The organism is Nostoc sp. 106C (assembly GCF_002154725.1).
In the GTDB taxonomy this organism is placed as follows: domain Bacteria; phylum Cyanobacteriota; class Cyanobacteriia; order Cyanobacteriales; family Nostocaceae; genus Aulosira.
The window spans coordinates 1-12751 of sequence record NZ_MTAW01000081.1 but is presented as its reverse complement, the minus strand read 5'-3'; the positions used below and the strand labels follow the sequence as shown (position 1 = coordinate 12751).

Sequence of the window (12751 nt, the reverse complement as noted above, 5' to 3'; positions counted from 1 at the left end):
AGCAATCACAAAATCTTCAACTAAGAACGAGTCCATGCGATTGCTTCGCTCCGCTCGCAATGACGTTCAAAAAAGTGGGATGCTCCCCGGTGTTAGTCCTAGATGATTGGTCAGTTTTTTGGGATGGACGCGATCGCTTAAAAGAACTTGTGGCAATTGTCAAGTTGGAAATTTCTTGTAATTATTATTCACAGATTGTTACATTTAGCCCTGACTTGCTAACAGCCCTAACACGCTCATACTAAGCTAATAATCATTAAAATTGCATCTTTGCGTCTCCCTTTCTCCGCGTCGCCGCGTCTTTCTGAGGCTAAGGATTCTGCAACTTAAAGGCGGGTTAGCTTACTAATGGCGTATACCTTTGTATATAAGCTACAGCGAGTGTAAACTGAATTGCCTCAGCAGTTTCAGCCGGAAAATGCAGAAATTTGAACCAAAAAAATCTGCAATGAAGATTGCTTTCTCTGTGCTGATAGTGTTGACTGTATTCTGATTTATTAATATGTTGCTTGGACAATTCATTAACTAGTTGTTTAGGTATTTTTACAGCCTAAATCTTAAAAATCTAACAAGCTAACTTTGAGATTAATACGCTATTATCGACAAGCAATTAGAAAAAGTTGCTATTAAGAGTCTGATTAAAATCAACTCTATAGCAGTCCTAGTTGATTTTTGAAAGCTTTTTAGGTTAAGCATTACTCACCCATTTATGTTTTGGTATGCAATGCCCAGCCTATAGGATTATTGATTTTTCACTAATGCTTGAGGGCTGCAATCACATTTTAAATAGAAGAGGATAATAAAATGGTTCAAACTATAGGCGGTATAGCTAACTATACAGCTACCGACCTAGATCGATTAGTGGAAGAGCTAAATCGAGACGGGATTTGTGTAATTCGCAATCTTTTTGATAGAAACCTAATTGGTGAGTGGGCACAAGCTTTTGATAAATTATTCCGAGATCGTCAAAATCAACCCGGTGGTTTAGCTCCCCGGGAAATTGCCCGCTATTATCTGACATTACCTTGGGTTTCCCCATTTGCTAATACAGAAGTTTTCGCCAATCCCGTGATTATGGGTATTCTGGAACGGGTATTTTACCAAGAATACGTGATGGTTCAGTTGGGTGTTGATGTTCCTTTCCAGGGTTCGGATTATCAGGAAACCCATCGGGACTATCGCCCTCTATTCTCGGATAATATAGTAACGCCGCTCTACGCCCTTGCAGTTAATTTCCCACTTGTAGAAGTAACCTCAGAGAACGGCCCGTTTCAAATGGCACGTGGAACTCATGTCATACCACGGGAAGAGGGACTAAGGAAAGTTGCCACAGGTGAAATTCCGATGGAATCTTTTTATATGCAGCCAGGTGACGTAATGATTCGCACGCCTTTGGCGTTGCACCGAGGTTCACCAAATCGCACCAGCCAGCCAAGACCGATGGTAGTTATGGGTTACGTTATGCATTGGCTGCACACGCCAAAAGTGGATTTAACTCTTGAGCGAGATTACTATGAAAGCCTACCAGAGAAGTTGAGACAGATGTTGCGCTGTCAGGTAGTCGAGCAGTTACCAAAGGAAAAAGTGGAAACTTACGTAAACTTCAAGTACTAAAAAATCGTAGGGTGGGCATTGGCTACCCTACGTGCTTAACCAGTACAAAGATAGAGGAAACAAGCAGAAAAATTGAGGAAGATTTGTTATTTTCATCCTGCTTAAAACTGTTACCGAAATGCTAACTTACAATAATCCAGTCTATGAAGACTATTTTGCCGATCCGTTTGTGTGGGAGTACCAAGGTGTATACTATGCGATCGGAACTGGCCCGGCAGAAGCGGAAGGAATGATAGACGAAGTAGCTCCGGTGGTAGGCATTGACTCTACTAAATTACGTGTTTTTCCGCTGTTACGTTCCTTCGACTTGGTGAATTGGCATTTTGTTGACAACGCACTGTTGCGACCAGACCCGGCCCTTGGTGATAATTTTTGGGCACCTGAAGTTGCTTATTGCGATCGCAAGTTTTATCTCTACTACTCTGTGGGGCATGAGGATAAAAATCATCAACTGCGCGTTGCTGTCAGCGATAATCCTGTGGGGCCATATCAGGATACTGGCAAGCCGTTAGTAGATCCTCAGTCTTGCCCCTTTGCGATCGATCCTCACCCATTCTGCGATGACGATGGACAATGGTATCTATTTTACGCCCGTGATTTTCTAGATACAGAAGGCGGTGTGCGTGCTGGTACGGCGTTGGTTGTAGATCGACTTGAAGAGATGACAAAGCTATCCGGTGATGGGAAAGTCGTCTTGCGCGCGCGTTCGGATTGGCAGCGGTTTTTAGCCAACCGTTTGATGTATGGTGAAATTTTTGATTGGCATACTTTGGAAGGCCCCTGTGTTCGCAAATATGAGGGTCGTTATTACTGCTTTTATAGCGGTGGGCGCTGGGAAACGGAAAACTACGGTGTCGATTATGGAGTTGCCGATAATGTCATGGGGCCTTACTCGGATGCAGGTAACGAAACAGGGCCAAGAGTGCTGCGGTCTGTGCCAGGTTATGTAATGGGGCCTGGACACAACTCAATTGTGCTGGCTCCGGATGGCGAGACTGAATACATTGTCTATCATGCTTGGCCAAAGAATATGGCAGCACGACAAATGTACTTAGATAAACTCATCTGGACAGCAGATGGGCCAAGTTGCAACGGTCCCACCTGGACACCACAGACTATCGACATAGGAATGCAAATACGCAGTAGCAATAAGGATTAGCTGATGAGGAAATTAACATGAGTCAGTGCGATCGCTAAGTAGTTGAACAAAAATATTTACAGTCATTGTGAGCGAAGCGATCGTAATGACGTTTTATAAGCAATTAAGTAGGTCGGCGTGAATATTTATCGTTGGGATGAGGCAGGAGGCAGGAGGCAGAAGGCAGGAGGGAAGAAGGTTTAAGCCTATTTGATTTTTCTTAACATAGTTTTGTTTTTCCACACTGTTCTACTTAAACAAACATGATATTAAGAATAAAAAACCACAGATGAACACAGATAAATATCGGTGTTTATCTGTGTTCATCTGTGGTTCGATATTCAAAAAATCGACTTATGCAAGAGACCTAATGTACAACTTAAATGCGTAAAAGCTTATTTTTCTTTCCTATCCAAACGCGCTTTCAGATCGGCCGCAAAGTCTTCATATCTTCTGAGGGGAGTCACCTGCACCTGAACATGCTGACCATTTTTCTGCATGATTGGTAAATCCAACAGAATTTGATCTAGCAAATCGGGAGTAGGAACATCAACAATAACAATTACTCTTCGGACGCCTACACATTTCCATAAGTCTACAACTACCCCAGCCTCTTTTGCTTTCAGGGCAGCATCGGCTTCTTCTGCCCAAATTGCAAAAAGTTCTGCCTGAGATATCTCACCAGGATACTCTACGTGAAAATCTAAGTGATATAGCATAATTAACTTCCTCCACTAAGCAGTAGATATACTACCTGAGGGAGATTATATATTTAAGGGTATTGAAAATGCTCAATTATGCTACCTTCTTGCTTTTGGGTAAGGAGTGTACATTGTTTAATTTGTAAATTTTCGGAAATAATGCACTTTACTCCACAATTCCAGTTAGTGAGATATTGATCCCATTCCAGAATTACCCAGATTTCCCACAACCCATTTGCGAGTTTTTGCGAATTTATCCCAAAGTAATCTCCGTTGAGATACTTTTCGGTTGGGATACCTAATATTGTTAGTTGATTTACACAAGCATAAAATAATTTCTCGTTATCCATTAGTTGAGCACAAAACTAGTGATGCGCTAAAGTTTGTACAGCATAGACTCAATGCCATTGACTAGTAATACCCCAGCCTATTTGCAAAAATATTGGAATCTATATATGGGATTCTTATTTGATTTTTGAAATATCTGTGGATGGGTATTCCAGAGCATATCCGGTTTTGCTGAGCATTACCTCTACAATAAGTAAGATTTTTCATAAATGGTTTTAGAAAAACTATATAAGATAACAATTGCATTTTTATAGTAGTCATGAACGCTCTGTTAAAAACTGCTCGTTCATACAGCAGAGAGCAGTTAGAGTAATACTAATTAAACCCCTACCCAGGTATTTGTATCATCATTAAAGTGAAATGGTATTAGAGGGTGTTTGAAAAGTGATGAGGGGTAAAAATTTATGCCAAACGCCGCACCATGATCCGGATCATAGCAAGGTAGATAAAAGTCTCCGAAGTTTCTGGTAAGCACTCGTAATCTTTGTTCAAACGCCGACATCCAGTCAGCCAACCAAAAGTACGTTCAACTACCCAACGTTTAGGCAACAAAACAAAGCCCTTGTGTTCATGCGGTCGCAGCACAACTTGTATAATCCATCGGCACAAATCCATTACCCACTGCATAAATGGGTTGCCATCGTAACCACCATCAACCCAAATAATATTCAGACGCGACACCGTGTTTCCCATTTGTTTCACCTTCTGGAGTACCTGTTTACCACCTGAGCGTTCGTCTACACTAGCTGCGCTCACCAACACTCGCAGTACTAAACCTAATGTATCCACTGTCAAAAACCGCTTGCGTCCTTTTACCTTTTTGCCTGCATCGTACCCCACATCTTGGCTTACCATCGCCGCACTTTTGACACTTTGACTATCGATGATTGCTTCTGATGGGCTAACTACTCGCTCGTTGTCCACTCTCACCCAAGCTCTTAGTTGGTCATGAATACTTATCCATGTTTCATCTTTACGCCAATTGCGAAAGTAGCTATACACTGTTTGCCAATTGGGAAAGTCTCCAGGTAAGTTTCGCCAAGTACATCCTTGTGTCAATACATAAAAAATAGCGTTGAGTATCTCCCAAATATCCACCTCTCTTGGACGACCACCTCTTTTAGCTGATGGAATTAAAGGTTCAACCAGTTCCCATTGTTCTTGGGTCAGGTTACTGGAGTATAGTTTACTCATGGCTCTCAATGGTGCTGTATGTAAGTATTTACAGCTTATGCCCTGAGAGCTTTTTTTACTGCCTCGCTGACTTTTCAAACATCCTCTAAGCACTCTAGTAGGCTTTCAGGTTTTTGCAAAGATTTGGCGAGCATAACTAATTCACTGAAGATGATATTACTGAATTCAGCAAACCATGAGAAAAAATAGGCTTGATAAATATTATTTTTAACTTTAATTATTAGCCAATCAATCCGTAAGGCTACTGTTTCAATAGTAGGAAATGTTAGGTGATATTTAGATTTTTATAGTTATTATTACTGATTAATATTGCCTTAACTGTTTTATCTGATTAAATAAGATGAAATATGATTTTTACTACTGAAGCTAATACTAATAGTTGTAAATAATTTTCTCTTAACAAATATAGATTGGAAAATAGCAGTACTATTTCATTTGGGAAAAAACTAAGTACACCTGTACATCGTTCTTTGCTGTCCCTTGCCTCAACGAGTAAGTTAACAACTGATTAGGACTTATGCAAAAGCCACGGAATTACGTCATTACGAGCGTTCGACGAAGTCGTTTCCGTTCGGCAAAGCCGTTCTCGAAGAGTAGGGTAGCGACGTAATCGCCTCAAACTCTGGGATTGCTTCCCTTCACGGAGCCTGTTGCGAGCGGAGCGTGGCAATCTCGGTCGCAATGACAAATTTTGCTTGCGTAAATCCTGCTGATTTAGGATTGCTTAACTATATAATTTACAGCAAGTTGCTGTATGTTAAATAATATTTATTTAGTAATTCAAGTGGTGAGCAGATGGTTTGTTGGTGGGCGATCGCTACCTACAATGGGGAGCATCCCACTTTTTTGAACGTCATTGCGAGCGGAGCGAAGCAATCGCATGGACTCGTTCTTAGTTGAAGATTTTGTGATTGCTTCGTCGTTCCTCCTCGCAATGACAGTTATTCTCTAGTGGCAAAATAAAAACTGGGATGCACCCCCTACAATGTATGTCCTCATGAGTTGAAAGTAAGCTAATAATCATTAAAATTGCATCTTTGCGTCTCCCTTTCTCCGCGTCGCCGCGTCTTTCTGAGGCTAAGGATTCTGCAACTTAAAGGCGGGTTAGCTTACCTGTATTTGCCTCACTCATAACATGCGCGATCGCCCTAACTAATTCTTGTGGTGCTACGGGTTTAGCAATATGCAAGTGAAACCCTGCGATTATAGCTTGGCGTTGATCGTATTCTCCAGCATAGGCGGTAAGTGCGATCGCGGGCATTTGTTTATCTGGCGGTAGCATTCTAATTTGCCGCATCAGCGCATAACCATCCATATTTGGCATCCCAATATCGCTAATCAGCAGATCTGCTTGATATCGTTCGAGGATAATAAATGCATCCACTGCCGATGCTGCTACTTTCACCTCTGCTCCATACTGTTCTAAAATCATCGCCAGTAAAGTTCGGATATCGGCTTCATCGTCTACAACTAAAATTCGTAACTGGCTTAAATCAAAAGTTTCAACTGATTGTTCATAATTTTGAGTCGGTGGTGGGTCATTGGTTGTTAATGGTAATCTAACTGTAAAAGTTGCACCCAAGCCCTCACCTGCACTTTCCACTAGGACTGTACCACCATGCAGTTCGGTAATATGGCGAGCGATCGCTAGTCCTAATCCCAAGCCGCCAAATTGTCTGGTAGTTGTGCCATCTTCTTGACGAAAGCAGTCAAATACATAGGGTAGAAACTGGGGAGCAATGCCTTTACCAGTATCTTTAACTTGGATTTCAGCATGATTGCCAATTTTTGCCAATCGGATTTCTACCTCTCCCCCAGATGGTGTAAATTTCACAGCATTCGAGAGCAAATTCCAGACAACCTGTTGCAGGCGAACTGTGTCACCTAAAACTTGCCCGACATCAGGCTCTAAAATGATTTGAATTTGAATACTTTTGGCCTCGGCTGCTAAACGCACTGTTTCTAAAGCAGCTTCGATCATGGTAGCCAGATTCACCACCCCAACCTTTAAAACAATCTTGCCTTGTAAAATGCGCGAGATATCTAATAAATCTTCAATCAGTTGTGCTTGTAATTTGGCATTGCGCTCAATGGTTTCCAAGGCTTGCTCAGTCTTTTGCTGATCCAATCTGCCTGTCTGTAGTAAGCTTGTCCAACCCAAAATCGGATTCAGGGGCGATCGCAATTCATGAGAAAGCACTGCCAAAAATTCATCTTTGATGCGGTTGGCTTCTTGTGCTTGTTGATATAGTTGAGCATTGTCTAGTGCCAAAGCCGCCCGATAAGCTAGTTCTTCAGCTAAAACTAAATCTGCATATTGATAATAGCGGCCAGACTCGCTTGTCATACATAAAGTTAAAGTTCCCAAAGTCCGGCCGCGAGCAATAAATGGCACAGTCATCAGAGAATACAACTCACAACTTTGCATAAATTGCAGATGTTCAGGACTTTGAGCCGCTGCTTGCATCCACTCATGCGTAACTTCTGGAACAAATTTGCTTTTACCACTCTTAATTGCAGCAATAACTGGGTGTGTCTCTAACTCTTGGGGTGGCAGATAATTTTGTACTTGACTAAACCAAGTCTGCTTGTTGGGGTTGCGCTGTTGTGAGGCGACGCGCTGAATTTTACCATCGCTAGTCACAATATCAATAAAGCAATAATCAGCCAAAGTTGGGATAACCAGCCGAGCAATGTTTGCCAGAGTTTTTTGGTAATCTAGAGAACTTACTAATACAGCACTTGCTTGTGCGAGCAACTGTTGCGCGGTTTCTAAGCGCTTGCGATCGCTAATATTAAACTGTACCCCCTTGAGACCAATAAATTGCCCCTGTTCATCGCAAATTACCTGTCCTCTATCTTCTACCCAGATCGTTTCACCGTTATCTGGTCGAATAATCCGAAACTCAGAAGTGTAACTTCCCAAGCAAGCGATCGCCTGTTCTACCTTTGCTTGATGAAATGGCAAATCATCGGGGTAAACAAGATTCCAGCCTGCTTCTAGCCGCTGAGTTAGCATTTGCGGTGGTATACCCAACACCTCACAGGCTGTTTGTGAGCGGTCGATTACATCTGTGCTGCGGTTCCACGTCCAAGTAACCATGCGGGCAGCTTTTAATGCCAATCGCAGGTGTTCTTCACTCTGGCGCAGGGCTTCCTGTGTGCGTTTGCGCTCGGTAATATCCCGACAAATTGACTGCACAGTCGGCAAACCGTTTAATGTAAATAGTGTTGCACTCACTTCAACGCTAAGGTGACGGCCATCCTTTGTGGTGTGCACAGATTCCACAATAATATGTTTTTCGGCTAATAGCTTTTCGACATTAGCTTTGGGATTAATTGTTGGTGAGCCAATAATATCGGCAACTGACATTGTTAGCAATTCTTCCCGGCTATAGCCTAGCTTCTTACAAGCCTGCTCGTTGACTTCAATTAATTTTCCGGGTTGATAGTCAGGAGTCAGATGGTACACCAGCACCCAATCTTCCATACCATTAAATAAAGTGCTGAAGCGCCGTTCTCGTTCTCGTAGTGCATCTTCAGTTTGTTGGCGATCGCGCAGCGCGGCTTGCCGTTCGCTAATATTCTCAACCATTGCAAAGCAATAATTCAGCTGTCCTTGTTGGTCAAAAATAGCTGTAGCAGTGAGATGTACCCAGACAATCTCGCCATTTTTTGTGATGTAGCGTTTCTCAATTTGGTAACTAGGAATTTCACCTTTAAATATCTGCTGGGCACAACTTACATCAGCTTCTACATCTTCAGGGTGAGTAATATCTGCAAAGGTCAATTGATATAATTCTTGCTCGCTGTAGCCCAACATTTCACAGTAGGCTTTGTTAGCTTGCACAAACTTACCGTTAATATCAATTAAACTCACTCCTATCGTAGATGCTTCAAATATTTTTCGCCAGCGTTCTTCATTCTCACGCAACGCTGCCTCTGTTCGTTTGCGCTCGGTAATATCTTCAGCCGTACCTAAAATCTGATGGATTCCTCCTTCTGCGGTGCGGCTAAATACAGTATTGTGGCTGCTAAACCAACGCCATTCACCGTTAATATGGCGCATTCGATACTCTATATCCACGTAACTGCCATCTGCACAGGCGTTCAGGCGTTGAAAGTGAACAGCCATCATTGCCAAGTCATCTGGATGCATGACATGAGTCATAAACTCACACCCCATCGCCAAAACAGTTTCGGGTGGGTAGCCTAAAAAATCGCGCGATCGCTCATTAATATAGATATTTCGCTGCTCAACAACATCATAGAGATACAACAACCCCGGGCTCATTTGTGCCAGCTGTTGGATAAAGTTGGATCTCGCTTGTGATGCTTGCTCTTTTCGCTTTCGCTCAGTAATATCAATTGTTAAAATAGATACTCCGTTGGCAAATGGGTAAGCTCTACTCTCCAACCAGCCTGGTTGCCTTAAGCGGTGATGCTCAAAATGTACAGGCTTTTGCTCAGAGATGGCTTGGTGTAATTGAATATATATCTCGGTGTCAATTATGCCTGCAAATAAGTCCCAAATATTCTTGCCTAAAATTTCATGCTTGGGCATTCCTAACATTTGTGCCTGTGGCTCATTAATGTAGGTACAACGCCACTCACGATCTAGTATCCAAAAACCATCACTAATGCTTGTGAGAATGCTTTCCCAGTATTCAGGTGCTGCAACAGGCGGCAAGAAGCAAGCTATTTCACTAGTTATATTCACCGTTGTTTCAGTGATTTGCGCTTCAGTTGCTTTGCTTTCCTCCCTCACAGATCCCTCTCCTTATTTTTCTGTCAAGTCTTTTTTGAGAAGTTGTTGGCTCTCAACTTGCAATACTGCACAGTCAGAGTGACTCAGTTCCTCAAAGACAGATGCCAATTCTGCCTCAATTTTAGTGGAGAGGTTTATATCCGAACACTTACTTAATGGTTAATTTTACTTAATATTGTGGGAATACATTGATAGGCGATGTCTCCTAACAAAGCGATTTTTATTTGAGCATAAATACTCAATCGATCCCTAGCTTTGTTTCATCCTGAAGGTGCGCCCTGCACATGGACTGCTGACGACAAGTTGCTTTGCATCTACGCACCTATACTAATTTGATATTAATCATCATCTTCATTCGCAGTATTTTCTTTTTTATTGTGACCTCCCTGGCTAAAGAATGAGCGATTGAGTCGTTTAACCCCACTCAGGGTTATTAGGGTTAGTACCCCTCCCAATAATCCCATTTGCCACAAACCACAGCCTATCGCTGCTCCCAATCCCGCCGCAGTCCAGACACAGGCGGCTGTAGTTAAGCCGCGAACTTTTGGCACAGTAGATTTTCTGGGAGACTCTTGCAGAATCAATCCAGCACCGAGAAATCCCACACCAGTAGCTACACCTTGAATTGTGCGACTCAATGCATTGGTAGCTGCATAGGGACTGTCGCCTTCAGCCTGCAACGGTATCATCACAAATAGTGCTGCTCCCATACTTACCAACATAAATGTTCTCATTCCTGCTGGTCTACCTCCTTGCTGACGGTTCAATCCAATCATGCAGCCTACTATCAATGCCAGAGTCAGTCTGAATGCTATATGTTGCCAATCATCGGCAGTAATAAACATCGATCCCATTGCCTTATTACTCCTAGCGATAAAACTGAATTTTGCGCCTATTCTCACTAGGCTCGAGGCTAATCATCGTTTTGGGAAACATTTAGCTCAATTCACATAAATGTAGAATTACTACACGTTAAAGTTAATTTAACAAAAGGTTATCTATAAGTAAATTACTATACACGAAATAAGCATAAGGCTCTTCCACTTCCCGAGATAAATTTCCCAACTATATTTAGGAATTGCCTGTGTAACCAAATTTCACCTTTAGATTGTAATTAGCTAAAATGCGTTAAATCGATAGATTTACAGCTATTAGGTAAAATAAAGATTATTTAAAAGTTAGTTAAACCTCGTCCATTTTTAAACCTGGAGTAGTGCGGGACGGAAAGCGCGCTACTACTAGCCCTGAGTAAGATGCTCTCACTACTTTTAAAACTATGGTTATCAAAATAGATGTGGTTTAAATTGCTTTTTACATAAAAAATATGTAATTGTAGCAAAATAACTTTGAACATAAAAAATTCGCTGTTGAGGTCGACTGTTTCATTATTTACTTACTTTTACGGAAAAAATTAGTCAGTTTTCAAACTGTGTTATATTTTTCACTACAAAAGCAATACATTTTTTTCTCATCACCCCTTGCTAGACTCATAAAAATATGCGATACTCTTTAAACTAACCTAAAAATACGCTATGTCTATCGTATTACCGTAGTTAATCAGGATATCACTTATGCAGCTATTATCGTTAATCTCGAACCGCAACGATGGATGCTATCTTGAAAAGGCTATGGCAGATGGACTCTGTTGTACAGGCGGTAATAGAACTTGCTTCGTAGGTTAGAACAGACCAATGCTATTCACCTAAATTGATTGTTAGGGAAACTCAAACACAAGCGTAGCAAACTCCAAATCTGGTGATTCAATCATGGAGAAATCTGGCTGTATTCATTTGGTAACATATATTGAGTTTAGTTAGAAAAATTAGATAAATTGTTACCTAAGAAGATTTTCTCCAGTGGCATTATCAGGAGAAAGATTCAATTATATCCTAGTAAAAACTGGGAGATACCAAGCAATGTTACACCAACAAATTGACCAGAAGTTATCACAGAAAAAAGCATGGGCATTGCGGCGACAGTTAGGAATACCTAATAACAAACGTTTGTGAGTATTAACTTGCATGGATGAACGGTTACCTGTAGAAAAAGCCTTAGGAATTAGCGAAGGGGATGCTCATATTTTCCGTAACGCTGGAGGTTTAGTTACAGATGATGCGATTCGTTCAGCGATGTTAACTACCCAGTTTTTTGGCACAAAAGAAGTCATTGTTATTAATCATACCGAGTGCGGTATGATGACTGCCTCAGGCGACTTTTTGAGCGAAGTATTGCGCAACAGTGGAATTGACGTGGATCAAGTTACTGTCGATCCTGCACTACCAGAGTTAAAACTACCAAAAGGCATTTTTTCTAAATGGATTAAAACGTTTACTGATGTAGATGAAATCTGTACCAAGCAAGTAGAATTGCTGCGTAATTCCCCTTTGATTCCTGAAGATGTCGTTATTCACGGCTACATCTGGGAAGTAGAAAGTGAGAGTTTGCGCCGTCCCTACGAACGTTTAAGCCAAAAAGTTAATACATCTGAAGCTATGGGAACTCAAAAACACAAACAAACTGAATTAGTTGTAGAAATAGGAACTCTAATTGAATGATTCATATTTTGTATTTTGCCATAAACTACAGAATTCAGGCGGTAATACCAATTCCAGGAAAAAATGAGACAGATGCGTAGGTTGGGGAGCCACTCACGTGGGCGGGTTTCCCGACTTGAGTGAAGTGGCGTTTGAACTGAGTAAAACCCAACAATTAAAAGACTTTGGAATGTTGGGTTTCGTTGCTCAACCCAACATACATCTACATCATATTTTTTGTGAAATGGTATAAGATATCTGCTGCTGAATATGAAAAATTGGCAAAGTAAATTAAATAATTAAGTTTATACCTCCGTTCCTGTGTAGCAGGTGGATATTGTAATTCATCTGCTACCTTTCTCGAATACTTACGCAGTAATCATCAAAATTCTTCAATTTCTGGAGTTTAGACTAAATAGCCGACCTAAAAAGAAAAATAGGGGGTGTGATTGAA

The 12751-nt window shown here is 41.4% G+C and carries 9 protein-coding genes and 1 pseudogene; 5 read left to right on the top strand and 5 right to left on the bottom strand.

What is annotated here, in order from left to right; genetic code table 11:
* The 3 genes and pseudogenes from BV375_RS37525 to BV375_RS08475 all read left to right on the top strand — a co-directional run.
* Window positions 1–245: pseudogene (locus tag BV375_RS37525) on the top strand (hypothetical protein); the annotation flags it as partial.
* A gap of 559 nt (window positions 246–804) precedes the next feature.
* Window positions 805–1614, top strand: a complete 810-nt coding sequence (locus tag BV375_RS08480; RefSeq protein WP_086759346.1) for a phytanoyl-CoA dioxygenase family protein — start codon at window positions 805–807, stop codon at window positions 1612–1614.
* A gap of 118 nt (window positions 1615–1732) precedes the next feature.
* Window positions 1733–2773 (top strand): glycoside hydrolase family 43 protein, encoded by a 1041-nt coding sequence (locus BV375_RS08475; RefSeq protein WP_086759344.1) that lies wholly within the window; start codon window positions 1733–1735, stop codon window positions 2771–2773.
* A gap of 374 nt (window positions 2774–3147) precedes the next feature.
* Here BV375_RS08475 and BV375_RS08470 read toward each other — a convergent pair whose 3' ends face one another.
* The 5 genes from BV375_RS08470 to BV375_RS08450 all read right to left on the bottom strand — a co-directional run bounded on the left by BV375_RS08470 (window position 3148) and on the right by BV375_RS08450 (window position 10617).
* The gene (locus BV375_RS08470) at window positions 3148–3471 is read right to left on the bottom strand and encodes a muconolactone Delta-isomerase family protein (RefSeq protein ID WP_086759342.1); all 324 of its coding nucleotides are present in this window, start codon (window positions 3469–3471) and stop codon (window positions 3148–3150) included.
* Window positions 3472–3524: 53 nt separating this feature from the next.
* Window positions 3525–3803: a hypothetical protein gene (locus BV375_RS08465; RefSeq protein WP_086759340.1), complete on the bottom strand. Its 279-nt coding sequence runs from the start codon at window positions 3801–3803 to the stop codon at window positions 3525–3527.
* A 400-nt stretch (window positions 3804–4203) separates the two neighbouring features.
* Window positions 4204–4995 (bottom strand): IS5 family transposase, encoded by a 792-nt coding sequence (locus tag BV375_RS08460; RefSeq protein WP_086759338.1) that lies wholly within the window; start codon window positions 4993–4995, stop codon window positions 4204–4206.
* Window positions 4996–6088: 1093 nt separating this feature from the next.
* Window positions 6089–9763 (bottom strand): PAS domain S-box protein, encoded by a 3675-nt coding sequence (locus tag BV375_RS08455; RefSeq protein ID WP_086759336.1) that lies wholly within the window; start codon window positions 9761–9763, stop codon window positions 6089–6091.
* Window positions 9764–10101: 338 nt separating this feature from the next.
* On the bottom strand, window positions 10102–10617 hold the full coding sequence (locus tag BV375_RS08450; protein ID WP_086759334.1) for an MgtC/SapB family protein: 516 nt from the start codon (window positions 10615–10617) through the stop codon (window positions 10102–10104).
* A gap of 1167 nt (window positions 10618–11784) precedes the next feature.
* Here BV375_RS08450 and BV375_RS08445 point away from each other — a divergent pair.
* Both BV375_RS08445 and BV375_RS38680 read left to right on the top strand, forming a co-directional pair.
* Window positions 11785–12318 (top strand): carbonic anhydrase, encoded by a 534-nt coding sequence (locus BV375_RS08445; RefSeq protein ID WP_208099085.1) that lies wholly within the window; start codon window positions 11785–11787, stop codon window positions 12316–12318.
* A 97-nt stretch (window positions 12319–12415) separates the two neighbouring features.
* A complete protein-coding gene (locus BV375_RS38680) occupies window positions 12416–12550 on the top strand; it encodes a hypothetical protein (RefSeq protein WP_279432915.1) in 135 nt (44 codons plus the stop codon).
* Window positions 12551–12751: the final 201 nt, after the last annotated feature.